We start from the raw sequence: 25,279 nt of genomic DNA on the forward strand, positions 1-25,279 counted from the left end.
GCTAATGGGCGCCGGCGGGGGGCTTGCCTGGTTTTACTTTTTTCAAGAACCATACGATGCCGACGCAGACAAAACAGAGAAGAGAGAGCCAACGGAAGACGTCGACAAATGCCCAGAGGGTGGCCTGGCGGCCGAGCTGCTGGTAGAGGCTGGCCTGGGCGGGATCGGCGGCGTTCGCCTGTCCGTAGGGGTTGGTCAGGAACTGGGTCATGCTGCCGAGGGAGTTTTGAAACTGCTGGCCGGTGCGAGGAACGGAGTTGATTATGAGGTTTTGGTGGACGTCGGCGCGACGGGTGAGCAGAGTGGAGGCGATGGAGATGCCGATGGAGCCGCCGATGTTGCGCATGAGGTTGAAGAGGCCGCTGGCATTGCCGATTTGTTTCGTGTCGAGTGTGCCGTAGGCGGCGGTGCTGATGGGGACGAAGACGAAGCTAAGACCGAAGCCGGTGATGAGGATGGGGAGGAGCAGTGTGGTGGGGGAGATGTCCAGGGTGACGTTGCCGAAGTAAAGAGTGGTGAGGCCGAAGGTGAAGAAGCCAAAGGTGAGAAGGTAGCGGGGGTCAACCTTGTTTGAGAGGTAGCCGATGACAGGCATGCCGCAGACTGCGCCGATGCCGCGAGGAGCGACAGCGAGACCCGCAGTGAACGCTGTGTAACCGAGGAGTTCCTGATAGAAGAGCGGGAGGACGGTGACGGTGGAGTAGATGCCGACACCGAACATGAAGATGAGAATGGAGCCCAGGCGGAAGTTTCGGTCTTTGAGGACTTTTAGATCGACGATGGAGTCTTTGTCGTGCCAGCAGTGCCAACAGAAGTAGATAAAAGATGTAACGAGGAAGAAGACGGCCCAACGAATCCAGATGGCTCCGAACCAGTCGTCTTCCTGACCCTTGTCGAGGACGACCTGGAGACAGCCTGTCCAGACGACGAGGGCACCAAAGCCGTAGCGGTCGAAGGCGGGGACTCGAGATTTGCTGATGTACGGCGGGTCGTGGACGAAGCGGCTGATCATGACGATTGCGAGGATGCCGATGGGGATGTTGATGTAGAAGGCGTAGCGCCAGGAGTAGGTGTCGGTGAGCCAGCCGCCCAAAGTGGGGCCGAGGACTGGGGCTACGACGACTCCGAAGGCGAAGACGGCCATGGCAGCTCCGCGTTTGGAGGGCGGGAAGGATTCGAGGAGGATGGCCTGGGAGAGAGGTTGCAGGGCGCCACCGCCTGCGCCTTGAACGATGCGGGCCAGCAGCAAGATGCCGAGGGTGGGAGCTGCTCCGCAGGCGAAGCTGGATATGGTGAAGATCACGATGCAGGACAGGAGGAAGCGCTTACGGCCGAATTTGAGGGAGAACCAGTTGCTGGCGGGAAGGATGATGGCGTTTGCGACGAGGTAGCTGGTGAGGACCCAGGTGGCTTCGTCGTTGGAGGCGGAGAGAGAACCGGCTATGTAAGGGAGGGCGACCGAGGCGATCGCGGTATCGAGCACCTCCATGAAGGTGGCGAGCATGACCGATGCGGCGATCAGCCAGGGGTTGACGCCTTGGGTCATGGAAGCGGATTGATCGGGCGGTGCGCTCGCAGCCGAGGCCATGGTCTCCGGAAGGATCCTTGCGGTGGAGTGATTGTCTCCTAAATAGAGGCAAAAAAGGAGGTAATGGATGCATTCGAAGTTTGCGCGGTGCGGTTAGCGACGCAAAAAGGCGGCAGGCCCGTTGGATGGAGCCTGCCGCGCTTGGTTGGTTGTGGTTTCCGGCGTACGTCTGCCGGTTCGGTGTCGAGGGGCTTTAGGAGGGGTTGCGGCCCATCTGGCCCATCGACTGGGAGACGTTGTGATAAGAGCCCATCTGTAGCCTCCGCGTGGAAGGGGAGTGGCGGAGCGGGGGAACCTGGACGGCGTCGAGGCTCTTCGGAAGGTGGGTGGACCAGGTGTAGGTGGTGGTCGAGATGTTGGGGGAGTCTTCGGTGGCGTTACAACCAGAGAGGAGACCGGCTAGGAGGCCTGCGAGGCCCAGGGAGGCGACTTTCAAAAGGCGGCGTGCGGTACGGCGTGCAGTAAGGGAAGACATGAGCAGAGCTCCAAGTGATGCATTAATTGAAGGAAGCGTAACTGGGGGCATCAAGGGCGACAATGACACCTTCGAGGGACCGATTGGGCGATATCGCCGGGGTGTTTTGGCGAATCACGTGTTTGGTCTATCGGCGGGTGGGAGTGGGGACTGGAGGCGCGTCGGGAGAATTCTTAGGCTAGATTTCGGTTCTTTTGTAATGGCTGGGCGGAGGCTAAAGCTATTTGGAAGAATGAGTAAGGGTTTTGAATCCAATAGGTGGTTGGGTACATCAGAATAGTTGACAATAAGTGACTCAAGGTGAGATTCTTGGGATGTCAAAAATGTTGATGGGCTGCGAGCCCAGAATGGGGATTTGGGATGGCGAAGATTATTGGAATTGACTTGGGAACGACGAACTCATGCGTCGCGGTGATGGAAGGTGGGGAGCCGAAGGTGATCCCGAACGAAGAGGGTGGCCGGACGACCCCTTCCGTGGTTGCGTTCACCAAGAGTGGCGAGCGGCTGGTGGGCCAGGTGGCCAAGCGCCAGGCGATTACGAATCCGGAGAATACGGTTTATTCGATCAAGCGGTTTATGGGTCGTCGCATGAATGAAGTTGGCGACGAGTTGAAGATGGTGCCGTACAAGGTTGTTGCGAAGGGCGACAACATTGTGGTGAGCGCGCAGGGTAAGGAGTTCACTCCGCCTGAGATCTCGGCGATGATTCTGCAGAAGCTGAAGAAGGCTGCAGAGGACTATCTGGGGACCTCGGTGACCGAGGCTGTGATTACGGTTCCGGCTTACTTCAATGATGCTCAGCGTCAGGCGACCAAAGATGCCGGCAAGATCGCTGGACTGGATGTGAAGCGTATTGTGAACGAGCCGACTGCGGCTGCGCTTGCTTATGGTCTGGACAAGAAGAAGGACGAGACGATTGCGGTCTATGACTTCGGTGGCGGTACGTTCGATATCTCGATTCTTGAGGTTGGTGAAGGCGTCATTGAGGTGAAGTCGACCAACGGTGATACGCACCTTGGTGGTGACAACCTTGACCAGCGCATTGTGGATTGGCTGATTGCTGAGTTCAAGGCTGATACCGGGCTTGATCTGCATGCGAAGGGCAACGAGATGGCGCTGCAGCGGTTGAAGGATGCCGCAGAGAAGGCGAAGATCGAGCTGTCGACGGCGCAGGAGTCGGAGATCAATCTCCCCTTCATTACCGCCGATGCGAGTGGACCGAAGCACCTTGTTCGGAACTTGACTCGCGCGAAGCTGGAGTCATTGGTCGATGATCTGCTGCAGCGGTCGATTGGACCGTCGAAGCAGGCGATGAAGGATGCTGGCGTGGATGCGAGCAAGATCGACGAGGTGGTTCTCGTCGGTGGTCAGACTCGAATGCCGAAGATTCAGCAGTTGGTGAAGGAGCTGTTCGGCAAGGAGCCGCATAAGGGCGTGAACCCGGATGAGGTTGTGGCGATCGGCGCGGCAGTTCAGGCTGGCGTGTTGGCTGGTGAAGTGAAGGATCTGTTGCTGCTCGATGTGACTCCGCTGACGTTGTCGATTGAGACGATGGGCGGTGTGGCGACGGCGATGATCAACCGGAACACTACGATTCCGACGAAGAAGACGGAGACGTTCTCGACGGCGGCTGATTCGCAGACTGAAGTTGAAGTGCATGTGCTGCAGGGCGAACGGCCGATGGCGGCGCAGAACCGGACGCTAGGCAAGTTCAAGCTGGCTGGAATTCCTCCGGCTCCGCGTGGCGTGCCGCAGATCGAGGTTACGTTTGACATCGATGCGAACGGCATTCTGAATGTGACGGCCAAGGACAATGCGACGGGTAAGGATCAGAAGATTACGATTACCAGCTCGTCGGGCTTGAGCAAGGAAGAGGTTGAGCGGATGGCGAAGGATGCCGAGGCTCACGCGGCTGAGGACAAGGAGCAGCGGGAGGCGGTCGAGGCTCGGAATGGACTGGATTCGCTGGTCTACAACATTGAAAAGATGTTGAAGGATGCAGGCGATAAGGTTCAGGAGTCGGATAAGACCGAGGTCGAGACGGCTCTGGCGGAGGCGAAGACGACTCTGGCTGGAACTCCGAGCGCGAGTGAGCTGAATGCTGCGAAGGATCGTCTAACGACTGTGAGCCACAAGCTCGCAGAGGCGATGTACAAGGCGTCTGCGGCATCAGCACCGACCGATGGTGCGACAGCAGCGACGGAAACGCACGAAGAGCCGAAGAAGGACGAAGGCGTGATTGATGCTGAATACGTCGACGTCGATGAAAAGAAATAAGTGTAATCCGTAAGGACTGGTTTGAACGTAATAAAGGTGAGGGGCGTTCCTGATGGGGTGCCCCTCCTTTTTATCAGTTCGAATTGTGGGGGTTGGCGTGTAGAGTGCGTCTATCACCAGAAAGGTGTGTAGCGGTGAGCGGAAGAAACAGGGAAGATCAGTACGCAGAGACGTTTTGGATGGAGAACCTGGAACTCAATCGATTGCTTGGAGGGAAGACCATGACCGAGACGATGTGGAAGTGCGACCAGGTTCGAGCAGGCCGGCTGTACAACCGGATGATGTTCGATACCAAAGAAGAAGCGGTGAAGTTCGCCCAGCGGATGCAGCAGATGGAGCCGGATCAGATGTTTTCGATCGAGGCGATCGAGGCGCGTCAGGTCTGGAACTGATCTGTTAGACGGAGCGCGTTCGAATAACTTCGAAGCGCTTCTTGTAGCGCAGTATGGGTGATTCGAAGAATCGGTAAGAGATAGAAGCCAGCAAGACAGTGAGGATGAAGGCAAACGCGACTTCAAGTGCGTTGGTCGTCATCCTCGCTATTTGGTGGCCACTGGTGAGGCGATGAACGAGGTAAATCGAGAGACGTAGCATGGCCCAGTGAAAGACGTAGAGACCGTACGAGATCTTTCCCAGGTAGACCAGGGGGCGCAGTTTGGCTAGACGTGTCTCACCGAGGAAGCTGAAGAAGAGCAGGGTGCAGCCAAGGTTGACGCAGAGGTAGCCGGGAGCTGCGAGATGGAAGGTAACCGGGTCTGATGTTTCCTTGACCTGAAAGAGATGTTGGGCTGCACCAAGAGCGGCAAGACCCATGATGAAGAAGAGCGATCGGACGAGGGGATGTAGTTTTGGCGCACGGCCTCGAAGCGCAAGCGCAAGTAAAGCTCCTGTGCTGAAGAACTGGAATTGAACGAAGCTGTTAACCCAGATCATCAGGATGGCGCTGGAGCCGGCATGGCATAGGTGAGCGAGCGCCAGATAGGCAACGGCAAACATGGCGATGGAGAAGACGATGGAGCCAGAGCGGTGGAGGTATTTCCGGGCAGAAGGCCAGAGGATGTAGAACTGCTCCTCTACGGGGATGCTCCAGAGCGGCGTTGAGATGGTATCGGTAAAGCCGTGGTACGCGACGTACCAGTTGCCCGCGGCGAAGAGGAAAGCCAAGAGGCGTGAGGTGGTGAAGACTCCGGGGTTCAGGTGGAGTTGCAAGAGGTAGTCAACCAGCAGAACGATAAAATAGAGGGGCCAAATGCGGAGGCCCCGTCGAATGTAAAAGGCTCGAAGGTGAATGTCTCCAGATTGACTCTTTTCACGCTCGAGCAATTCGGTAATGAGGTAAGAGCTGAGCAGGAAGAAGAGACAGACGCCAAGCGCACCGGCGATGCGGAAGGAATCGAAGATGCCGCTGGCGACAGTGACGGAGTGATAGAAGAAGACTAGAAGAAAGGCGACAAAGCGAAGAACATCAAGCTCTGGCCGGTAGAAGCTAGCATTTGTTGCGGTCAAAGAATTCCTCGTTAGACGCTTGTGCAGACGATGGGGAGCGCCGCGTTCCAAGGAGCATAGCATGGAGGATGCAGCGTTAAAGTCAGAGATGGCGATGTAGACCTCTGAGCGCAGTATTCCGCACTCCCAATGTGAATTGAGGCGAATGGACGTCCGCGATGGATTCGACGATGGCACCAGATGCGAGCGACTGCGACGAGAGTGAGAGAAGATGCCTGAGGGGAACGAGATTCATCGATGGGCCGAGAGGCACTCGGCTGCGTTTGCGGGGAAGACTGTTCGGGTGGATGGGCCGCAGGGGCGGTTTACCGATGCGGGGATGATTGATGGGCGAAAGCTGAAGCGAGTGCTGGCTGTGGGGAAGCATCTTGGGTATGACTTCGGAAAGGACTTGATCCTCCATGTGCATCTCGGGCTGCAGGGAGACTTCACGGAGGGTTCGGGGCCGCTACCGGAGGTGCGTGGTGCGTTGCGGCTGCGGATGTGGAATGAGGCTGCGGTGAAGAGGCCGGCGGTGCCGGGTGTGAGTAAGCGGCATGCTTGGTATTCGGACGATGATGGGACTGGGCATATTGAATCGTCGAAGGTGGCGTGGGTGGAGTTGCGCGGGCCGATGGACTGCTCGATCTACTCGCAGGAGAAGTGGGATGCGTTGCTAGAGCGTCTGGGGCCTGATCCGTTAAATGGGGATGGGCCGGAGAAGATGATTGCGCGTGTTGCGAAGAGCAAGAAGGCGATTGGAGAGCTGCTGATGGACCAGTCGGTGGCGGCGGGAGTAGGGAATATCTTTCGTGCTGAGTTGCTGTTTCGGGCGCGGCTGAGCCCGTTTACTCCGGGAAAAGACGTAGCGGAGAGCACGCTGCGGTCGATATGGAAAGAGGCGATCGTGTTGATGAAGGCTGGGATGATCGATCGGAGGATTGTGACGACGAAGCCGAAGGATCGGCCGCATAAGAGTGGGCCGGTGCTGAAGGAAGAGGCGCACTATGTGTATCGGCGGCAGGGTCGGCCTTGCTCAATCAGCGGGACGAAGATTTTGACGAAGGTGATGGCGGGGCGGAATCTTTTTTGGTGTCCGGTCTGCCAGGCGGGGCAGGATTCGAAGGCTGAGTGAGGTTTAGAGATGCGCGTGAGGCGCATTGGTAAGAGAATGGAAGAAGATTATGGCGACGACACAGACGAAAGACTATTACGGCACGCTGGGCGTGAAGAAGACGGCGACGGCGGAGGAGATTCGCAAGGCGTTTCGCAAGGCTGCGCGGAAGTATCACCCGGACGTGAATCCGAACGACAAAAAAGCCGAGGAGAAGTTCAAAGAGATCTCTGAAGCGAACGATGTTTTGAGCGATGACAAGAAGCGGAAGATCTACGACCAGCTTGGCTTCTACTCGGACAATATCGACCCGGCTGCGGCGGAGGCTGCCGCGCGGGGCGGCTATGGCGGAGGTGCATCTTCTGGTGGTTATGGTGCCGGACGTGCTGGTGCGAGCCGCGGTGCCGGGCAGGAGGTTCCGTTTGACTTTGGGGGGTTCGATTTTTCGGACTTTCAGAGTGGACGCGCGGCGCAGCAGGAGTCGGGCGGCGGGTTTGGCGGGAGCTTCAAGGACATCTTCAGCGGGATGTTTAACGGAGGGAAGCAGGCCGCGCGTGGGCCGCAGCCGGGGACCGATCTTGAATACCAGGTGAGCGTCGATTTCTGGATGGCAGTGCGGGGTGGTGTAACGCGGCTGGAGATTCAGCGGCAGGAGGTTTGCCCGACATGCAAGGGCAAGTCAACTACGGGCGGAAGTGTGGAGTGTCCGGAGTGCCATGGTTCGGGACAGGTGACGCAGATGGGCGGCCGGATGAAGTTCAATATTCAGTGTCCGCGGTGCGGTGGTTCGGGGAAGGTGCAGAACTCGTGCCTGACCTGCGATGGCGAGGGTGTGGTGACCAAGCGTGAGCCGCTGGAGTTTCGCATTAAGCCGGGGACCCGGGATGGACAAAGGATTCGGCTGGCGGGTAAAGGCAATGCGGGGACGAATGGCGGACCGGCGGGAGATCTGTTTTTGATTATCAAGGCGGGGACGCATCCGGTGTTTACGCGGGCGGCGGATGACATATATGTAACCGTTCCGGTTACGATGACCGAAGCCGCGCTGGGAGCAAAGATTGATGTGCCTACGATCGATTCGCATGAGGGCGGCGCAAGAACGCAGTTGAAGATTCCGCCAGGGACACAGACGGGACAGAAGCTGCGGCTGCGGGAGAAGGGAGTGCCTTCAGCTTCGCGGGAGGGTGCTCGTGGCGATGAGATCGTGGAGGTGAAGATCGTCGTGCCGAAGGTGCATGATGAACGAAGCAAGGAGATTTTGCGCGAGTTGGCGAAGCTGAATCCGGAGGATCCGCGCGAAGATTTATTTCAGAATGTGTAAGTTCTAATTTCTTTGCACCCCGCTTGACCGTTTGTCGCATCCTAGTTCATCAAGAAATGTTGGGGTGTACATGGTCTGTTTGCACTGAAACTTGTGCACCCATGATGAAATCTCTCTAAAATCGGAGGTGATTCCATGCGGCATCTGGCGAAAGCGCTGATGTTTCCCGGTTTCCTGTTCTCCGTGCTGGCTTGCACGGGATGTTTGCAGGCACAGAGTCGAACGACTCCGACAGCGGAGGAGATTGTCAGCCGAATGCTCGAGAAGAATGGCGAGCGGCAGGCGGCGCTCGAACACTACAGGACTGACCGAACTTATCAGCTGGAATATGACGGCACCGGTGGCAAACACCATGCGGAGATGATCGTGCGTACAGAGTACGTGGCTCCGGGTAGGAAATATTTCACGGTACTGTCGGAGTCGGGGTCGAAGCTGCTGTGCAGGGAGGTTCTTCGGCGGCTGGTCGATAAGGAGGAGCAGACGTCAGAGAAGACGGACTGGCAGCGTGCAATGTTTTCAACAGATACCTACAGGGTGGAGCTGGTTGGCAGGGAGCAGCTGGAGGGTGTGAATACGTGGGTTCTGAAGGTAGAGCCGAAGGTTTACAGCAACGTGGCGTATCGGGGGAAGGTGTGGGTGAGCATGGATGACTTTGCGACGGTGCGGATGATGGGAGAGCCGGCGAAGAGTCCTTCGTGGATGCTGGATAGCGCGAGCTTCGACTCGTGGTACATGCGACGGGGGAGTGTATGGGTACCGGCGAAGAATGTTTCGACGACGCATGTGCGGATCGGTGGCGAGGCGAAGGTGACGATCGATTATGGGAAGTATGATGTCTTGTTGGCGAAGCAGGTGGGAGCGGTGGAAGAGCACGGGCGGGATCGAGTTCGGAGTGTGACTTTGGCGGCTGGTCTTTTGCGTTAAGTGCGGGTTGCGTAGAGTTGTTTGACGAGCGTAGGCCCCGAGGAGCTAGACTTCGATAGAGCATCTAGCGGAGTTGGGATTCCAGGGGTTCGAGACTATGGCGACAAAGCGGAAGAGCAAGGGCGCGTACATGATTTCGTCGGTGGCGGAGATGTACGAGATTCATCCGCAGACGTTGCGTTTGTATGAGCGGGAGGGGTTGCTGCGGCCGTCGCGGAGTGAGGGCAATACGCGTCTTTATACCGATGAGGATCTGGAGCGGCTAGAGTTTATCTTGAACCTGGCGCGGGACCTGGGCGTGAATATCGCGGGGATCGCGATCGTGCTGCAGATGCGGGAGCGGATGGAGGAGATGAATCGACAGATGCAAGGGTTCGTCGACTATGTTCGGACGGAGATGTTGACGCGAATGCAGCAACAGCAGGCCCCGGGGGCTGGGCTGGTTCCGTTTCGGCGGCAGGTCGTGATTCCGGGGCGGAAGGATAAGAAGACCGGCTGAAGTGTTGGATTTACTTCGGGCCTAGTCGAAGCAAAACGCCGCCGGGGTTGATGCGGTAGCGCTCCCCGCGATAGATGATCTCTCGGCCGAAGTAGCTTGCGGCCCAACTGTAGAAGCCGAGGAGATCGCAGAGGGGATAAAGCCAGAAGAAGGTGAGCGATAGCCTGTCGCGCATGATGGCGAAGCCGATGAGCAGGGCCTGAAGACAGCGATTGGCGATTGCGGCAACGAGAAGCCCCAAGCCGATGGTGGGTCGCCCGATGGCGAGTCCGGAGAAAAACCCGAGGAGACCGAAGGGCATGGCGTAGGTGAGACCGGTGCCGAGGTGTCCGGCGGGACGGGAGCAGCGAGTGTTCTTCATCCAGCTGATCTGGTGACGCAGGCCGGCGATGAAGCTTCCATAGTTGATGCAGTGATCGACGATGGCCGTTGAGAGGATTACTTTGTAACCTTTTTCTGCGATGCGGTTGCCGAGCCAGAAGTCGTCGGCGAGCAAGTCTCCCATGTCTTTGAAGCCGCCGATCTGGTCGATCAGGGCTTTGCGGGTGAGGAGAGTCGGGCCGAGCCCGAACTTGATGTCTTCGATCAGATTTGCGGTCAGGACGCCACTGGAGAACTCCACTGTTTGTGTGAGGGCGGTGGGCAGCGAGGTGGTGACTGCGGGCTTTCCCCGAAAAACACAGGTGACTAAGCCGACTGCGGGGTCGGCCAGAGGCTGCAGGATGTCGTGGAGATAGGAGGGGCTGACGCGAACGTCGCTGTCGGAGAAGAGGATGATCTCGTGCTGCGCCGCTTCGACAAGGAGCGACATGGAGAAGGTCTTGGGATTTTGCCAGAGCGGCTCGCCTGAGGCCAGGAATCGTGCGGAAATGGATGGGAATCGGGCCGCGACTTCTTGAGCGCAGAGAATTCCTGGATCGGAGAGTGATCTTGCGCAGAAGATGAGTTCAAACTGGGGATAGTTGAGGGTGAAGAAGCTCTCGATATTCTCCTCCAGCCCGGAATCCTTGCCGTGAAGAGGCTTGAGAATGCTTACCGGAGGGGCGTAGTTGCCCTGATCGTTGCGATGGGAGCGGAATCGGAAGCCGCCGATGACGGCCAGAAGAAAAGACACTCCGGAGGTCACGATGCCGAAGAAGCCGATGGCAAAGGCAACGCGGCCGATCAGGAGCAGGATGGGGGACATGGCTTCTGTAAGGATATCGGCTCGTGTTGGGTTGTGCCACTGCGGGGGGCGCCGCTAGGGAGACCGAAGAGCGATTAGCGGTTGGAGAGGATGAATTTACCGCCTTCGGCGGCGAGGAGGTGGACCGGGGCGAAGCGTGCAAGGTCGGCGGCACGTTGTTTGTTGAAGGTAAGCAGGAAGATACGCTGGGAGCCGGACCAGGCTTGGCGGAGTCCGTCGTCGGTTCCGAAGATGGGTGGGGCATCGGGCCAGAAGGAGCCATACCAGGGGCCGTAGATTCGCCCGTTGACGAGGGCTGCCTGTTGGCCGGTGTAGAAAAGGATGGATGAGCCGGAGGACAGCCAACCATCGATGATGACGCGATCGCCGGGCCGGATGTCCTGATTTATGGTGGCGGCGAGGGCCTTTGACCCAAGGATGGGATAGAAGCGGACGAGGCCTTCGTGTGCGGCGAGAAGGGTGAGGGTCATTGCAGCGGCGAGGACGAGATTCGCAGCGTAAGTGAACGAGCGGCGTCGCAGGATGTAGCTGCCGAAGCCGACGCCGAGCATGCTGAGAGCGACTGCGACGAGCGGGCCACGGAAGATTCCCATGGCGTCGTCGGTGAGGTCGAAGAGGTGGCCGAGGGAGAGATTATAGAAGTCGGGATTGGAGTTCAGGAGTGAGGCTAGATCGGCGCCGGGGGCCGGGTGCGGTGCGGTGATGGCGAAGTATCCGCAGACGATGGCAATGATCGTGGTAAGGGGCAGGAGAAGGTAGACGTGCCAGTGGAGGGCGCTCTCGGTGGCCGTGGCGCCGATGTCGTGGAGTGTTGAGCGTGACGATTGATCCGCGCGGGCGAGGAGACCGCCGGCCATGAGGCACAAGGCCGGTATCGCGGGAATGGAGTAGTACTCCTGACGGCTGGAGAGGGAGAAGAAGCCCATGACGAGGATGCTCCATAGAAGGAGCGAGAGGGCGGCTTCGTGGTCGCGGGCGACGGAGAGCGCGTTGGCGGTGATGTTGGACGCGTGGTTGCGGAGAGTTCGAACGTGATTGGCGATCGCTGCCGGCAGGAAGACGGTCCAGGGAAGGACCCAGATGGCGAGATAGAGCCAGAAGAGAAGCACGGGTGTCTGGCCGTAGTCGTGGGGGATGCGTTTTGAGAGGAATCTCGCGATGTGCTCGTTGTAGAGATAGAACCAGGCCCAGCCTCCGGTGGCGGGGAGACCGAAGCCAGCGGGGAGTGGGATTGCGGGAGTGCGTAGCGCGGCGAGGATGTGCCACGGTGCTGCGAGAGCGAGGAAGACCAATGTGCTGGGGATGAGATGGAGTTTGAGCAGGAGCCTGAGCTGGTTTGTGAAGGCCAGGTAGAGCAGGACGAAGCCGATGGGAAAGACAAGGCCGATGAGACCTTTTGTCAGGACATTTGCGGCCATGACGGCGGCGAAGGCGAGGCACGGTTGAAGGGCGGATCTTTGTTGCTGGGATGAGGAGGTACCGTGTGGCTGACGGCGGTTGAGGGCTATGAGGAAGAGATGGACCGCCAGGGTCATCCAGAGGGCGATGAGAATGTCTGGGATGTAAAAGCGGGTGTAGAGGTAGGGGCCAATGCTGGTGGCGACGGCGAGTGCGGCGTAGAAGCCTCCGCGGTCGGGTTTGTCGGTGGGGGAGATTGCTGCGAAGAGGCGGATGCCTAGGGCGTAGACGGATAGGAGGAGCGCCAGGACGGCGAGGGCAAGGGGAAGGCGGGCGGCCCAGTCGTGGATGCCGAAGAGATGCATGGAGCCGGCTGCCATCCAGTACATCAGGGGAGGTTTGTCGAAGAAACGAATGCCGTCGATCGTTGGGGTGACGAAGTCGTGGCGTTGCAGCATCTCGCGAGCGACCTCGATGTAGATGGAGTCGACGTCGTCGAGGAGGCCGGGGGTGAAGAGGCCGCCGATCTGAAGAATGAGCCAGAGAAAGAAGATGATGACGAGAGAGACGGGACTCCAGAGACGTCGCGGGGCGGCGTTTGGGGAGGAGGTCTCGTGCACTAAGGCTTCTTCGTAGAGATGGTCAGGTTGCATGGGTCTCTGGCTTTAGCTGGGAGCGCTTTGGCAGATCAACCGGTGCTGCAATGGACTGCGATGTGAGGGCATCCTTGTCGTTCCGATCAGCGAGTGTTCGGTCTGGTCAGATTTTGGTTGAGGGAGAGAGTCGCGGTGTTGTGATCTTCGGATTTGCCCGAGTTGTTCAGGGGACGGTCGGTGAAGAGGGCTTTGCCGGAACTTTCGAAGAGAAGAATCTTTTTGTTGCCGAGGAGTTGGTCGACTATTTCTCGCTTTTCCATGGGAACGAAGAGAAGCTTGCGTTCGCCGTGGCCCCAGACGGTGAGCAGGTCCTGCGAGGTGAGGAAGATGGGCGGTGCGTCGGGGAAGGTTCCGCCGAAGAGCATAGAGGAGGAGCGGCCGTTGACGAGATAGACCTGTCGGCCGAGGTAGAAGGCGATCGAGGATCCGTAGGACTGATCTCCGTAGAGGAGGACTTCGGTGTTGGGGGCGATGGAGTGGTTGGCTTCGAGCTGTTGGATGGTGTCGGCGACGCTGCGGGAGGAGAGCATGGGAGCAAAGCGTGCGAAGGCTATGTGAGCTGCGACGAAGAAAGTGGTCGCGGTGAGGGCGACAGTTACAGTCGAAGCGAGGTGTCGGCGCTGCGAGCGGAGAAACCAGGCGATGGCCGGGCCGGTAAGGAAGGCTACGGCGGCGAGCGCGGCGGGGAGACGTAGTGCCGCGAAGCTGGGACCTGTGAGGTCGAAGATGCCGGACATGGAGAGGGTGTAGTTGCCTACGCCGCGGTGGGCGAGGACATCGCCGATGTCGGGAACGAAGGGGAGATGGCGGGAGTTCCAGAGGCCGTAGATCAGCGTGACGGCAATGGCCAAGCCGAGGACGGTGAAGGTGGTGTGAGCGACGGTGATCCAGCGGCGTGAGGCGGAGTCGAAGGGGAAGGTTTGCTCGGCGTGCGTGAGGGCAACGGCAAGGAGAAGGATGATCGCGAGGTACGCGGGGAAGGTGTAGTACTCCTGGTTGGTGGAGAGGGAGAAGAACGTGAGGACCAGAGTGGCGAAGAGGGTAAGAAGGAGGGTGCTGCGTTGGGCGAGCGTGCTGACGCGGAGGAGTGGGGTGCCCGATGGAGAGTTTGATTGGCGGCGGCGGAGGCCGTAGAGCAGAAAGAGGATGAGTGCCACGAAGACAGTGAAGAGGTATGGAACCTTCAGGGCGTTTTGGAGAATTAGGCCCACACCGACTACGGCGTAGGGTTGCCAGTAGAAGGTTCTAGCTTCGTTGGTGGGTGCGGGATTAGAAGCGCGATAGCTCTGGAAGGTGGTGTAGGCCTGGTGGATGAGGGTTCCACAGAAGAGCGACCAGGGGAAAAGCCAGACGAGATGGAGGCTCCAGAAGAGGGAGGTAGGGAGCTTGTTGTAGTCCATCGGGTAGCGTCGGCCGAGGAAGCGGAGGAAATGCTCGTTGATGAAGTAGAACCAGAAGAAGCCGTGGCCGTTCATGCCGCCGGTGTTGCGCAGGCCAGCGAGGATGTGCCACGGGGATGCGATGAGAAGGAAGAGCAGGATTCCCGTGAAGGGTTTGAGAGTGCGCCAGTTTTTGTATTCGCCGCTTAGGGCGAGATAGAGAATGGCCGCGCCGGAGAAGAAGATGAGCGCTACGAGGCCTTTGGTAAGGACAGCGAGGGCGAGAACTGTCCACATGACGTAGGCGTAGGCGGTCGGGGAAAGAAATGCGGGGGGCACTCCACTCCGCTGCGCATCGGTCGAGATGACGGCTCTTTTCCCAGCATTTGAGAAAGCCGTTTTGTGTTTCGGCGACCTTTGGTCTGCCGCTTTCTCACTTGCGGAGGGGAGGAGACTTTGCAGGAGGCAGTAGAGGGCGACGCAGAGGAACAGAGAGAGGAGAACTTCGGGGATGTAGTAGCGGGTAAAGAGAAAGACGCCGACGGTGGTGAGAGTGGCGAGGCCGGTGTAGAAGGCAGCGCGGGCGTTGAAAGCGCGAAAGGCCCAATGATAGCCGAGGAGTGCGAGGAGAAGGACGCCGATTGCCTGCGGGAGATGCGCGGCAAAGGTGTTGAAGCCGAAGAGACAGAAGCTGAGGGCGCCCAGCCAGTAGGGGAGCGGCGCTTTTTCGAGATAGCGGATGCCGTTGACACGAAGCGTGACGAGATCGCCGGAGAGGGCCATGTGACGGGCGGCGTTGGCATGGGTTGCGTCGGCGTCGTCGAGCAAGGGCGGAGAGAAGAGGGCGGCGAAGAAGATGATGAGCCAGAGGCCGGCGAGAACGAGCAGCGCCGTGGAGCGTCGCGGGTTACAGGTGGCGAGCGTTGCCTCAGGTTCGGCGATTGTTTCGAGGAGTGTGTCTTTCATCATATTTTCGCTGTGCTCTTCTAGCATAAATGGCTTGCAAGGAAGATTGTTGGTAAGGTGCGCCGCTCAGGGAACGGCTTGCGAGATGTAATCTTCTTGTGGTGGGATTTTTGCTCCTGAGGTGACTCCAGAACTATGCCTACGTTTGCCGCGATCGATATTGGATCGAACTCGTGTCGCTTGAAAATTGCCAGCGTACAGATGCATCGATTGAAGACATTGCACGAGGACCGTGAGGTCACGCGGCTGGGGGAGAGTGTTTTTCAGACGGGAGTGATCTCGCCTGAGGCGATGGCCTCGACGATTCGTGCGCTCAAGCGTTTTCATAAGGCAGTACAGCTGCATGTGGCCGATAAAGTTCGCGTGGTGGCGACGAGCGCGATGCGTGATGCGCGGAATGCAGCGGCGTTTACTGAGTGGGTGAAGGCGACAACGGGTTGGAACGTTGAGGTGATCTCGGGGCTTGAGGAAGGGCACCTGATTCACCTGGGAGTGGTGACGCATGAGGTGGGGGCGCGGGGACGGTGTCTGCTGATCGATCTGGGCGGCGGGAGTTGCGAGGTGACGCTCTCCGATGGCGGCCGAATCAAGTCGATGGTGAGCATGCCGCTGGGAGCGGTGCGGCTGCGGGAAGAGTTTCTGCGGAGCGACCCTCCGGCGAAGGAAGATGTCGCGCGGTTGAAGCAGTTCATTGATCGCGAGTTGAAGCGGGCAGAGAAGAAGCTTGGGACGCCGAGAGTAGGGTTGGTGATTGCGACCTCGGGGACGGCGTCGGCGCTGGCGGAGGCGAGTGGGCATGTCCGCAAGGGCAGGGCGACAAATAAGACTTTGGCAAAGAAACGACTGGAGCGCGTGGGAGCTTTGACTGCGGACACACCCGATGTGCGGCGACTGGCGGATCGGCTGGCGAAGATGAACAATTCTGAGCGGGAAGGAGTGCCAGGGATTGGGCCACGGCGGTCGGAGATTATCGTCGGCGGCTCGCTGGTGTATGCAAGTTTGCTGGAGCGGATGGGGCTGAAGGGATTTCGCTATTCTCCGCTGGGCCTGCGCGACGGGATGCTCGCGCAGATGCTGGCGGAGGTCGATCTACGAACGTCAGTGCACCAGAAGATCGAGAGCGAGCGATGGGCAGGCGTGCTCGAGGTTTGCCAGAGGTACGGAATCGAACAGCGGCGGGTGGAGCCGGTGAGGCAGCATGTGGTGGAGTTGTTCAATGCATTGGCGCGGGTGCATGAGTTGCCGGAGGAGTACAGGCTGTGGCTCGAGGCTGCGGCGATGATGCAGGATGTCGGCAAGTTCATGAACCACCAGGGACATTACCGTCACACGCAATACATCATTGCGAACTCGGAGATCTTCGGATTTTCGCCGGAACAGCGGATGATTGTGAGCGCTGTCGCCCGGTACATGGGGAAGAGCCGGCCCGATCCTCTGGACCGGCCGATGCGGTGGATTCCGGTGGAAGAGCACATGAACGTGACACGGGCGGTGGTGTTGCTTCGGCTAGCGGTGGCGCTGAATCAGGACCGCGCCAGCGCGGTCCTCCAGATGAAGACTCATGTGTATCCGAAGCGTGTTCTGCTGGAGTTGGTGCCGGGACGTGGTGGAGCCGAGTTGGAGGCCTGGTCGCTGAAGAAAGAAGCGGCTTATTTTCGCGAGGTCTTTCGGCGGGAACTCTTCGTCGAGGTGGCGTAGAGGGCGCGAACGGTGCGGGGGTCGAGCAAGGCTTGCAGAGTAGCGGGACCACGGGTGATGACGACGCGCGCGATAGAGCCCTTGCGGAGGCGGATATTGGCTGTGGGGCTTGCGGCGGGGACTAGAAGCGAGCCTAAGAAAATGGTTAGGTTTGGGTTATGGCCGACCACGAGGACGTTTTCGCGGTTCGAGATCTCGCGAAGGAGCTTTTGGAAGTCCTTTACGGTAGCGGAGGGGGCGAGTGCTTCAGATTGCTGAATCGGGGCTTCGTAACCGGTCTCGGTGCCGATCATGGCGGCGGTCTGGAGGGAGCGCTTGAGTGGGCTCGAGATGATGAGATCAAACTGTATGTTCAATGCATTGAGCACGTAAGCAAGCTGGAGACTATGCTTTTTCCCTTCTTTGTCGAGGGGACGCTTCACGTCGAGGAGGGGATTTGTTCTGCGAAGACCAGCGCTGGCGTGGCGAAGAATATACAAATTCATAATCTATTCACATATTACCGCAGGGGGCGTTTATGGCTCATAGCCGGGGTATGAATGTGTGGTGAGATGTTGGGCTATTGTGGTGGTTTGGCCGGATTGTGATGGAAGACTCCTGGATCTGGCACGTCAAGCGAGGGGGAGGCGGGTTCGGGATTTGGAATCGGGTCGAGAGGCTGGCCAGGCGGGGAGATCTGGTGAGCAGGGACTGGGTGCAGCGGGTCGACGGGGTTTACCTTGCCAACGACAGGAAGGATGGGTAGGGGCGCCGGGGTGAAGATGGGGTGTTGGAGGGCCAGAGATGTCTCGGCTCCGCGTTGCCAGAAGCGAGTGAACAAGAGAAGGAAGAGGCCAAGCTGGGCGAGGAGGAAGGTTGGCCAGACTCGAGGCTGCGCGAGCATATGCATGGAAACGCGGGCGGTGAGGATGACGGCGGACGCTCCTAGGATGGTGAGAAAGAGGAAGACGGGCCACGCTTGCGAAAAGTGAACGCGGAGGGTTCTCCAGGCAGGGGCGAGCGCGCGGCGGACGCGGCGGTCAGGCTTGCCGTTATGGCGGAGATGGAGGCCGAGCTGGACCGTGTAGACCTCAACGAGATCGAAGTAGAGACGAAGGATAGACGCGACGAGGAAGATAACCACGTAACCGATGAGGGTTGCGAAGAATGCGTTACGTTCGACAGCGTGCCTGTCGACGTGGTCGGCCCATTTGCCTTGGATGAAGACGAGAGGGCCGAGTATTAGTGCCGAGACCAGGACGGTGAGGAGGGTGATCCGGAAAAAACGCCAGAAGTGGATCAGTCCCTGGTGGAAGAGGGTGCTCAGCTTTGCGCGGCTCTTTGTTTGATAGCAGAAGAGAGTTCCAGGGACGAGGAGGAAATAGACCAGCAGGTACAGAGGGACAGAGGTAAAGGCGCCGGCGTTGCCGCCAGAAGGGCCATCCTGCAAGCGGAGAAAAGTGTTGGCCAGTGTGCTGAGGTCGAAACCGCTTGTGAGTCGCTGCGCGGCGAGGGAGTGATCCATTATGGAGCTGAACTGAGCGTGGAGGCGGATGGAAAAGATCAGACCCAGTCCCAGGTTGAAGACGTACGCCCAGATAAGCGCGGGGAAGCGGCGGAGTGCGAGGAAGAGGCCGTGAAGGAAGATGTTGCGACGTTCGAGCATGATGGGTTTACACGATCCAGGAGGAGAGTTGGGCCAGAAGTTGCTGGAAGCTCAGCCAGATGTTGGAGAGTTTGCGAGCGGGGATGTTGTTAGGCGTGATGACGTAGCTATTGTTGAAGAGATTTTTGTCGAGGAGGATCGTGTGGTCGGGGTCGATTTCGACAGAGAGGATCTTCGCGTTGCGAGTGTAAGTGAATTTGGTCCAGCGGTCGACGCCATCCCAACGTTCCCGGAGACGTGTGCCGTCGTCGAAGACGATTTCTGCGGTGACGGGGAGGATGAAATCGCCCTTGCGACGGAGGTAGACAGAGGAGAGGTACTGGACTTGCTTCTTGTCTTTGGGTTCCGGGAGCCACCATTGGGCTGGATCGGAAGAGACTTGGTCGACGGAGTAGTCGAGGATCTGAGTTCCGTAGACGGCCTGGTTGAAGAAGGATCGAAGGCTGGAGTTCGTGGCTGAAGTGGTGGCGTAGTCGGGATAGCCGGTTGAGGTGAGCGGCGGAGATGAAGGAAAGGCGAGCGTGGGAGAAGCATCGGCCTCGTTGAAAGAGGTGGCTGGGGGTTGGTACGATGTTGTGGGCTGCTGTATGCGTGTTGGAGGAAGGGAAACGGTGGAGATGGCTTTGCCATGGGCTATGGCGACCTCCTCGATGGTGCGGAGGAAGTCCTCGGTTGTGGGATGAGTAAAGCGGTAGCGCATGAAGTAGGTGCGCATGGCTTCGTCCATCGTGTCTCGACCGATGATGCCTTCGAGTGTGGTCAGGAGAGTGGCGGATTTGCCGTAAGTGATAACGCCGTAGGAGTCGAAGTTGCGGAATTTGAAGGCCCAGCGAGTTACCGGATCAAAGTCGGGCTCGATGAAGTAGTTATAACGCCGCAGATCAGTGTCGCCAAGGTTTGCGTAAGATCGTCCGAAGACTGAGGTGTTTTGACCGAAGATGGCGGCCATGACTTTGACCTCGGTGTAGGAGTTGATGCCTTCGTCGAGCCACGCGTCTTCGAACTCGTTGGTGGCGACCATTCCGTACCAGTATTGATGGCCGAACTCATGTTCGGCGGCTTGTTCGGTGAGGTAGGTGGGGTCGTACCAGGAGGTTTCTCCTGTGAAGAGGGTGGGGTATTCCATGCCGCCGATCTCAGAGCCGGGCTCGGGGTCGATGACAGTGATGATCTTGTAGGGATAGGGCCCGTAGCGATGGTCATACTCGGCGAGGGTCTTCTGCATGACGTCGAGGTAACGACCGCCAGCTTTGGGATGGGCAGCAAGTGCGAGGACGTGAATCTTTACTGGGCCTAGAGAAGAGAGGTAGGTTCCGTCAGTGATGGTGAAGTTTGGGCTTGCGGCCCAGGCGAAGTCTCCTATGTCTTCGCCGTAGAAGCTGAGGGTCTTGGTGTTGTCGGAGTTGGTGACTTCGCCGGTTGGAACGCCGCTGGCGCCGACTACGTAGCGGCGTGGGAGCGTTAGCGAGACGCGGAAGGTTGCGAAGTCGGAGAAAAATTCTGTGGAGGAGTGATATTGGTGGCAGTTCCAGGCGCCGTGCCAGAAGACTCCGGGTTTCGGGTACCACTGGCCGCCCATGATGAAGTCGCGTTTGTAACCGTTACGGGCGACCGAGAGCGGGAAGATGTCGTGGAAGGCGAGGCGGAAGGTGATGGCGTCGTTGGGTGCGAGCGGATGAGGGAGATTGATCTCGGTGACGGTGTGGTCTTCGGCGTTGTTGTCATCGGGGGCGATGAAGTGCATGGCTGAGGTGAGGTCGCCGTAGCCGTCAGCTTCGATGTGGGAGATTGTGATGCTGCCGAGTTTTTCGGATGGGTAGTTTTTGTCGTCCTCGGGGTCGAGGACTCCGCCGGTGTAGTGACTTTCTTTGGAGAAGGTGGACTGGGGGCGGAAGGCGTTGAGGTAGAGGTGGAATGGGATTGTGGTGAGGGGGTGGCCGCTGAGGTTTTTGTAGGTGAGGGTCTCGGTGGCGTCGAGGGTTTTTTTATTGGTGTCGAGTTTGGCGTCGATGTTGTAGGCGACGACCCTGGTGGAGAGTGGCTTGCCGTCGGGTGAGTTAGTCGCGATGCTGGGCTGCGGAGTTGTTTGAGCGTGGATCGCGAGCGGGTAGAGGAGGAGTGCGGCGACGAGGAGCGGGCGGGTTCGCGGCATATGGGGATTGTAGGTGGGGCTGCGGGTCTGGGGAGGAAAAAGTTTGTGTTGCGGGAGCGAGGGGGTTCATTGGGGGTCCGGGTTGCGTTGCCAGAGTTCGGTGATCAGGAGTCCGGAGAGGCGTTGTCGTTGGGCGATTCGGGTTAGGCCTGCTTGCTTGAGGGGGGTGGCGTGGTCGGGGAGTTGGGTGGTGCGGAGGCCGGTGAGGATGCGGAAGGCGAGATAGAGAGCGCGGACGAGAATCTTCGCTGGGAGGCGCATTGGGCCGGTGGGGATTTGGAAGTCGGAGACTAGCCAGAGGGCCCCGGGCGAGAGAGTTGGCGCGATGCGGTTGACGAGGGTTTCGAGGTCGGGCTGGGTGAGGCAATCGAGAAAGAAGTGAGTGACGATGAGATCGTAGGGCGGGGCGAGTGGGTAGGTGAGCGCGTCGGCTTGATGGGTGGTGAGGCGTGTGTGTGTTTTTGGGACCAGAGCTTCGCACCGTTGGCGGAGGAGTTGGAGCATGGTTGCGCTGGTGTCGATCGCATCGGCGTGGAGGCGAGGATTTTGAGCGAGGAGTTGTGCGAGGAAGCGGCCGTCGCCGTCGCCGAGGACGAGGGCTTGCTTGCGTTTGAGGAGGCTTGGCAGGTAGTGGAGGCGGCATCGCTCGAGAGCACGGCCGAGGGTGAGGTATTCGAGCCAGCGGTAAGGACGCGCGATTTGGTCGAAGTTGGGTTGGCCGCGCATCATCGAGGAAGGAGGGGGAGGAGAAGGAGCGGTGTTATGAGGGCGAGGTCGGCGAGGCTTCGGAGGGTGAGGCGTGCGGTGTGATGGCGGCGGTGATGCAAGAGGAGGAGCAAGAGAGTGGAGGCCGCGATCGCGCATGGGATCGACCACGAAACCTGACGGTCAAGTATGGAGAAGGCGGCGCTGAGGAAGATGAGTGTGGCGGTGAGAAGCGGAAGTTTGTGGAGGGCAAGTTGGGTGGCGGGGTGTGCGGGGGGAGCGGATGGCGTGAGGGAGCTGTGTTCCCAGGTGTAGATGAAGAGGCAGTTGAGGCTGCATGCCGTAGCGAAGAGGACCGCGAGTGGGAATAGGGAGATGCGGAGGTCGGGGCGGCGAGCTACGGTGGGGATAAAGGTAGCGGCGGCGAAGAAGAGGCCGACGGCGATCTCCTTGGGGAGACGATGAGCGCTGCTGGTGGCGTGGATGAGGATGAAATAACCGAAGAGCAGACCGCCGAGGATGAGGTAGAGGTGGATGGCTTGGGGTTCAAGGTGGGGGAGAAGGATTGCGAGGGTAATGGAGGCGGCGAGGATGCCGGTGAGGAAGGCGCCACGGTGCCGATTGTGGAAGTAGTGGCGCGCTTCGAGGTCGCTACTGTTTGATGCGTCGATGTTGCGCGCGTCGAGGAGACGGTCGGCGGCGTAGAGCATCCAGACGGCGAGAAACATGGCTACGATGCTGACCGCTGGTAGATGGAGATGGTTGGCGGAGGCGATGAACCAGGTCCAAAGGGCGGCTACTGTGGGGGCGTCGAGGGAGAGAAGATGCCAGAGGGTGAGGGGGTGTCTGGAGGATGTGGTCAGGTGGTTGAGAGTGGCGTTGGTGCTTCGTGTTTGTGTTGCTGTCGTCACTGTCAGTATCGTCCTCTTCGTTGAGTTTTGATGCCGCCGGATTGAGGGGTACCCCCCCCGTCATCCCATGCAAGTGGTTTATTTTCAGCGAATTGCCATTTTGGCATTCTGCAAAATCTTCATTCCAAAGGGGTTGCGGGTAAATTCGTCAAATCAAACGGGTTACGGGTTAATGTGGAAAACCCCGGGGATTCCGGGGTTTTTCTGTTTGCTTCATTCATTATAGCTGGTGGTGGGAAACTAATACGCCACGCGATTGTGCTGGATTGGCGCGGGTTTTTGGCGTTTGCGGGGTTGACAGGTTTTTTGGGGGCTTACTCAGGACGATGAAGTACGAATGATGATTGTTTTGGTAGTGTGCGGTGGACGTGCAAAAGCAAAGCAGATCCCCTTCTGGGATGACAACAAGAAAGGCAACAGCAACAGCAACGGCAACGGCAACTGCAATTGTAGATCCGGGGATGACAACAAGAAAGGCAACGGCAGCAGACACGGCAACTTGATTAATCGGGTTGGGGTGGCAGGAGGTTGTCCCATGTCGGATTCGTTCGTTCGATCAGTTCGATCTTTTGGGCTCTTGTCCAATGCTTAAGTTCTTTTTCGCGGGCGATGGCGCTGCGCACGTAACGGAAATATTCGCAGTAGACGAGGCGGTGAATGTTGTAGTGCGCTGTGTGGGTTTTAGGGGGCGCTTCGTGGTGTTGATTGGTTCGGCGATGAATGTTGTTGGTTATGCCTATGTATAGGTTTCGCGAACGGCTGGATAGGATGTAGACCCAGAAGTGATAGTCGCGGGGAGGCATTTGGGGAGGGTAGCAGGGATTTCTTGGTGGGGATGGGAAAAGGTTGGACGGTAGCTGAGAGGTAACGGCAACAGCAGATCCCCTTCGGGGATGACAACAGAAATGCAACAGCAACAGCAACAGCAGCGGCAACGGCAACGGGAACAGCAACAGCAACAGCAACAGCCAATGCAACTTCAATGGCAGGTTGCGGCGTAGAGGCTAGGCTGTGGTTTCGACGGGATGGGGAAGGGGTGGAGCGGGGAAGGGCTCCTTGGCAGCGGTGACCCAGAGGCCGGGATCGATGTTGGGGAAGATGCTGTCGCGCTGTTCGATTTCGGCCAGGCGAGATTGCTGGGCTTCGGTGATGGCGCCAGATGATTCGTAGGTTTGCCAGAGGGCTTTGACTTCGTTGAACTGATCGTTGTGCGTGAGGAATCGGATTTCTGCGTAGTCGCGGGCAGCGCCGGTGGTGATGAGGAACTGCCAGTCGGAGGATTCGAGCAGGAGGAGTTCTCGGCAGAGCTGTTGCATGACGCGTAGGGCGAGGTCAGAGGTGCGCCAGAGGCCGGTGGTGCAGACGTCGCGGGTGTAGATCTCGGCGGGGTAGATGTGGGTGTAGGTCCAGCTGGTTTCGGGGTTGAGCCAGACCTGGTTGTTGCCCTCCGTTCCCCAGGAGCCCTCGGGCATGGCGATGAAACCGCGGTGGGGGTACTGGTCGAGGTAGTCGGCGCAACTGATGAGCTGGATTCCGGACTCGTACTCGTGGAGGTTGCGGGCGACGGCTTCGAGCCAGAGGGAGCCCTCGAACCACCAGTGACCGAAAAGCTCGGCGTCGAAGGGGGAGCAGAGGATGGGAGGGATGGAGTCGTTGAAGCCGGACTTCAGCGCATCGTAGACGAGATGGACGAAGTGAGAGGCGTGGGCTTTGACGCGCTCGGCGGCTTCCTGAGGGTAGTAGGGCTGCTTGTCTCCCATCTGGACTTTGGAGCCGGTGACGCGCCAGTAGCGATGACCGCCGGGCCAGCGTTTTTTGTGGAAGTCGAGGTAGACGCCGTCGCCGGGATAGCCTGTGTCTCCGGACCAGACCTGGAGGCCGGTGTGGGGGTCGCGGGGAAAGATGGTGGTGGCGTTCTCTTTGGCGGAGGGGCCGTCGACGTAGTAGGGCTGGTAGAGGGAGCGGTGGGGCTGGTGGGTGACACGCTCCTTTTCGGGAGTATGGGGAAGACCGTCGCGGGGTGGATCGTAGGGCGAGGCGGTGTGTCGGGACTCTTCAACGAGATGAGTGTCGACGAAGAAGAACTCGAGGCCGGCTTCGGAGAGGGCTTGCTCGACGCCGATGCGATGGAAGGCTGGGGGCGTTGGGGTGCCGTCGGAGTTGGGGACGGGTTGGCTCCAGATACCGGCGGGGCGGTAGCCGCACTCGGGTGCCCAGATGCCGCGAGGGGCTTTATTGAAGTGGCGGATGTGGGTGTCGACGGCGGTGTGGATCTGGGCGCGTACGCTCTCGTCCGTGCCGAGCAGAGGCATGTAGCCGTGGGTGGCGCCGCAGGTGATGATGTCGATGAGGCCGGTGTCGTTGAAGTGACGGAAGGCGGCGATGAGATCGCGGTTGAAGCCGTTGAAGTCGTCGAGTGCCTGCGAGAAGAAGCGCTGCCAGAAACGGGCGGTCTCGGCGAGATGGTGGTCGCCGGATTGGAGGAAGAAAGCTTCGTCTTCGCGGGCAGCTACGATCTTGCGGGTGAGGTAGCGGGGGAACTCGGCGAGGAAGACTGGGTGAGAGAGCTGCTCAAGGAGGATGGGCGAGAGATTGAGGTTGCAGTTGAAACGGATTTTGTCGCGCTCGAGATTTTTGAGGACGCGGAGAAAAGGGAGGTAGGTTTCGGCAGCGGCTTCGTGGAGCCACTCGAGTCCATGGGGCCACGTGCCGTGATTGACGACATAGGGGAGATGCGCGTGCAGGGTGAAGGTGAGAAACCCTGCGGGGCGAGACGCATTGTCGATCGATGCCTTCGTCAAGACGGTACACCTCTGGAAAAACGCTGGGTAGGGCAGTCTTGTGACGGATCTTCGTCGGGCTGCAGCTTCGTTTAGTCCTGATCCGCGTTGAACGGTTTC

At 58.9% G+C, this 25,279-nt stretch carries 20 protein-coding genes; 7 read left to right on the forward strand and 13 right to left on the reverse strand.

What is annotated here, in order from left to right; translation table 11 throughout:
* Nucleotide 1: 1 nt before the first annotated feature.
* Nucleotides 2–1,588, reverse strand: a complete 1,587-nt coding sequence (locus RBB77_RS09310) for a DHA2 family efflux MFS transporter permease subunit (RefSeq protein WP_353066739.1) — start codon at nt 1,586–1,588, stop codon at nt 2–4.
* A 193-nt stretch (nt 1,589–1,781) separates the two neighbouring features.
* On the reverse strand, nt 1,782–2,063 hold the full coding sequence (locus RBB77_RS09315) for a hypothetical protein (RefSeq protein ID WP_353066741.1): 282 nt from the start codon (nt 2,061–2,063) through the stop codon (nt 1,782–1,784).
* Nucleotides 2,064–2,423: 360 nt separating this feature from the next.
* On the opposite strand from RBB77_RS09315, the gene dnaK reads away from it, so the two are divergent.
* Nucleotides 2,424–4,340: a molecular chaperone DnaK gene (gene dnaK / locus RBB77_RS09320; RefSeq protein ID WP_353066743.1), complete on the forward strand. Its 1,917-nt coding sequence runs from the start codon at nt 2,424–2,426 to the stop codon at nt 4,338–4,340.
* Nucleotides 4,341–4,561: 221 nt separating this feature from the next.
* Entirely contained in the window at nt 4,562–4,732 is a 171-nt protein-coding gene (locus tag RBB77_RS09325; RefSeq protein WP_353066745.1) for a hypothetical protein, read from the forward strand.
* 4 nt (nt 4,733–4,736) lie between these two features.
* Here RBB77_RS09325 and RBB77_RS09330 read toward each other — a convergent pair whose 3' ends face one another.
* On the reverse strand, nt 4,737–5,846 hold the full coding sequence (locus tag RBB77_RS09330; protein ID WP_353066746.1) for an acyltransferase family protein: 1,110 nt from the start codon (nt 5,844–5,846) through the stop codon (nt 4,737–4,739).
* Between the two features lie 211 nt (nt 5,847–6,057).
* Between RBB77_RS09330 and RBB77_RS09335 the strand changes: the two genes are divergently transcribed.
* The 4 genes from RBB77_RS09335 (at nt 6,058) to RBB77_RS09350 (ending at nt 9,683) form a co-directional block, all read left to right on the forward strand.
* Nucleotides 6,058–6,960 (forward strand): Fpg/Nei family DNA glycosylase, encoded by a 903-nt coding sequence (locus tag RBB77_RS09335; protein WP_353066748.1) that lies wholly within the window; start codon nt 6,058–6,060, stop codon nt 6,958–6,960.
* Nucleotides 6,961–7,009: 49 nt separating this feature from the next.
* Nucleotides 7,010–8,260, forward strand: a complete 1,251-nt coding sequence (locus RBB77_RS09340) for a J domain-containing protein (RefSeq protein WP_353066750.1) — start codon at nt 7,010–7,012, stop codon at nt 8,258–8,260.
* 135 nt (nt 8,261–8,395) lie between these two features.
* On the forward strand, nt 8,396–9,184 hold the full coding sequence (locus RBB77_RS09345; protein WP_353066752.1) for a hypothetical protein: 789 nt from the start codon (nt 8,396–8,398) through the stop codon (nt 9,182–9,184).
* 97 nt (nt 9,185–9,281) lie between these two features.
* A complete protein-coding gene (locus RBB77_RS09350; protein WP_183976352.1) occupies nt 9,282–9,683 on the forward strand; it encodes a MerR family transcriptional regulator in 402 nt (133 codons plus the stop codon).
* 10 nt (nt 9,684–9,693) lie between these two features.
* Here the strand turns inward: RBB77_RS09350 and RBB77_RS09355 are convergent, their stop codons facing one another.
* The 3 genes from RBB77_RS09355 to RBB77_RS09365 all read right to left on the reverse strand — a co-directional run bounded on the left by RBB77_RS09355 (nt 9,694) and on the right by RBB77_RS09365 (nt 15,271).
* Complete coding sequence (locus RBB77_RS09355) at nt 9,694–10,869, reverse strand: glycosyltransferase (RefSeq protein WP_353066754.1); 1,176 nt, start codon at nt 10,867–10,869, stop codon at nt 9,694–9,696.
* Nucleotides 10,870–10,943: 74 nt separating this feature from the next.
* Nucleotides 10,944–12,920, reverse strand: a complete 1,977-nt coding sequence (locus tag RBB77_RS09360) for an ArnT family glycosyltransferase (RefSeq protein ID WP_353066756.1) — start codon at nt 12,918–12,920, stop codon at nt 10,944–10,946.
* An 86-nt stretch (nt 12,921–13,006) separates the two neighbouring features.
* Complete coding sequence (locus RBB77_RS09365; protein WP_353066758.1) at nt 13,007–15,271, reverse strand: ArnT family glycosyltransferase; 2,265 nt, start codon at nt 15,269–15,271, stop codon at nt 13,007–13,009.
* Nucleotides 15,272–15,403: 132 nt separating this feature from the next.
* Between RBB77_RS09365 and RBB77_RS09370 the strand changes: the two genes are divergently transcribed.
* A complete protein-coding gene (locus tag RBB77_RS09370) occupies nt 15,404–16,966 on the forward strand; it encodes a Ppx/GppA phosphatase family protein (protein ID WP_353066760.1) in 1,563 nt (520 codons plus the stop codon).
* Here RBB77_RS09370 and RBB77_RS09375 read toward each other — a convergent pair.
* From RBB77_RS09375 to RBB77_RS09405, 7 genes are all read right to left on the reverse strand, one after another.
* Complete coding sequence (locus RBB77_RS09375) at nt 16,918–17,451, reverse strand: SixA phosphatase family protein (protein WP_353066762.1); 534 nt, start codon at nt 17,449–17,451, stop codon at nt 16,918–16,920. The two genes, RBB77_RS09370 and RBB77_RS09375, sit on opposite strands and share 49 nt — an antisense overlap.
* Nucleotides 17,452–17,525: 74 nt before the next feature.
* Nucleotides 17,526–18,611, reverse strand: a complete 1,086-nt coding sequence (locus RBB77_RS09380; RefSeq protein ID WP_353066764.1) for a hypothetical protein — start codon at nt 18,609–18,611, stop codon at nt 17,526–17,528.
* 7 nt (nt 18,612–18,618) lie between these two features.
* Nucleotides 18,619–20,763: a M1 family metallopeptidase gene (locus RBB77_RS09385; RefSeq protein WP_353066766.1), complete on the reverse strand. Its 2,145-nt coding sequence runs from the start codon at nt 20,761–20,763 to the stop codon at nt 18,619–18,621.
* A 66-nt stretch (nt 20,764–20,829) separates the two neighbouring features.
* Nucleotides 20,830–21,492 carry a class I SAM-dependent methyltransferase gene (locus tag RBB77_RS09390; protein WP_353066768.1) on the reverse strand — a complete coding sequence of 221 codons (663 nt, stop codon included), beginning with the start codon at nt 21,490–21,492 and terminating at the stop codon, nt 20,830–20,832.
* Nucleotides 21,489–22,379, reverse strand: a complete 891-nt coding sequence (locus RBB77_RS09395) for a hypothetical protein (RefSeq protein ID WP_353066770.1) — start codon at nt 22,377–22,379, stop codon at nt 21,489–21,491. Before RBB77_RS09395 ends, RBB77_RS09390 begins: the two co-directional genes overlap by 4 nt.
* 503 nt (nt 22,380–22,882) lie before the next feature.
* On the reverse strand, nt 22,883–23,182 hold the full coding sequence (locus tag RBB77_RS09400) for a GIY-YIG nuclease family protein (protein WP_353066772.1): 300 nt from the start codon (nt 23,180–23,182) through the stop codon (nt 22,883–22,885).
* Nucleotides 23,183–23,383: 201 nt separating this feature from the next.
* Complete coding sequence (locus RBB77_RS09405) at nt 23,384–25,180, reverse strand: glycoside hydrolase family 57 protein (RefSeq protein WP_353066774.1); 1,797 nt, start codon at nt 25,178–25,180, stop codon at nt 23,384–23,386.
* Nucleotides 25,181–25,279 lie beyond the last annotated feature (99 nt).

It is taken from the genome of Tunturibacter psychrotolerans, assembly GCF_040359615.1.
Taxonomy (GTDB): domain Bacteria; phylum Acidobacteriota; class Terriglobia; order Terriglobales; family Acidobacteriaceae; genus Edaphobacter; species Edaphobacter psychrotolerans.

What these genes read in the sequence shown, in the direction of transcription:
- RBB77_RS09310 (WP_353066739.1), bottom strand. Translation starts at nt 1,588, where the DNA reads ATGGCCTCGGCTGCGAGCGCACCGCCCGATCAATCCGCTTCCATGACC.
- RBB77_RS09315 (WP_353066741.1), bottom strand. Translation starts at nt 2,063, where the DNA reads ATGTCTTCCCTTACTGCACGCCGTACCGCACGCCGCCTTTTGAAAGTC.
- dnaK (WP_353066743.1), top strand. Translation starts at nt 2,424, where the DNA reads ATGGCGAAGATTATTGGAATTGACTTGGGAACGACGAACTCATGCGTC.
- RBB77_RS09325 (WP_353066745.1), top strand. Translation starts at nt 4,562, where the DNA reads ATGACCGAGACGATGTGGAAGTGCGACCAGGTTCGAGCAGGCCGGCTG.
- RBB77_RS09335 (WP_353066748.1), top strand. Translation starts at nt 6,058, where the DNA reads ATGCCTGAGGGGAACGAGATTCATCGATGGGCCGAGAGGCACTCGGCT.
- RBB77_RS09340 (WP_353066750.1), top strand. Translation starts at nt 7,010, where the DNA reads ATGGCGACGACACAGACGAAAGACTATTACGGCACGCTGGGCGTGAAG.
- RBB77_RS09345 (WP_353066752.1), top strand. Translation starts at nt 8,396, where the DNA reads ATGCGGCATCTGGCGAAAGCGCTGATGTTTCCCGGTTTCCTGTTCTCC.
- RBB77_RS09350 (WP_183976352.1), top strand. Translation starts at nt 9,282, where the DNA reads ATGGCGACAAAGCGGAAGAGCAAGGGCGCGTACATGATTTCGTCGGTG.
- RBB77_RS09355 (WP_353066754.1), bottom strand. Translation starts at nt 10,869, where the DNA reads ATGTCCCCCATCCTGCTCCTGATCGGCCGCGTTGCCTTTGCCATCGGC.
- RBB77_RS09360 (WP_353066756.1), bottom strand. Translation starts at nt 12,920, where the DNA reads ATGCAACCTGACCATCTCTACGAAGAAGCCTTAGTGCACGAGACCTCC.
- RBB77_RS09365 (WP_353066758.1), bottom strand. Translation starts at nt 15,271, where the DNA reads ATGATGAAAGACACACTCCTCGAAACAATCGCCGAACCTGAGGCAACG.
- RBB77_RS09370 (WP_353066760.1), top strand. Translation starts at nt 15,404, where the DNA reads ATGCCTACGTTTGCCGCGATCGATATTGGATCGAACTCGTGTCGCTTG.
- RBB77_RS09375 (WP_353066762.1), bottom strand. Translation starts at nt 17,451, where the DNA reads ATGAATTTGTATATTCTTCGCCACGCCAGCGCTGGTCTTCGCAGAACA.
- RBB77_RS09380 (WP_353066764.1), bottom strand. Translation starts at nt 18,611, where the DNA reads ATGCTCGAACGTCGCAACATCTTCCTTCACGGCCTCTTCCTCGCACTC.
- RBB77_RS09385 (WP_353066766.1), bottom strand. Translation starts at nt 20,763, where the DNA reads ATGCCGCGAACCCGCCCGCTCCTCGTCGCCGCACTCCTCCTCTACCCG.
- RBB77_RS09390 (WP_353066768.1), bottom strand. Translation starts at nt 21,492, where the DNA reads ATGATGCGCGGCCAACCCAACTTCGACCAAATCGCGCGTCCTTACCGC.
- RBB77_RS09400 (WP_353066772.1), bottom strand. Translation starts at nt 23,182, where the DNA reads ATGCCTCCCCGCGACTATCACTTCTGGGTCTACATCCTATCCAGCCGT.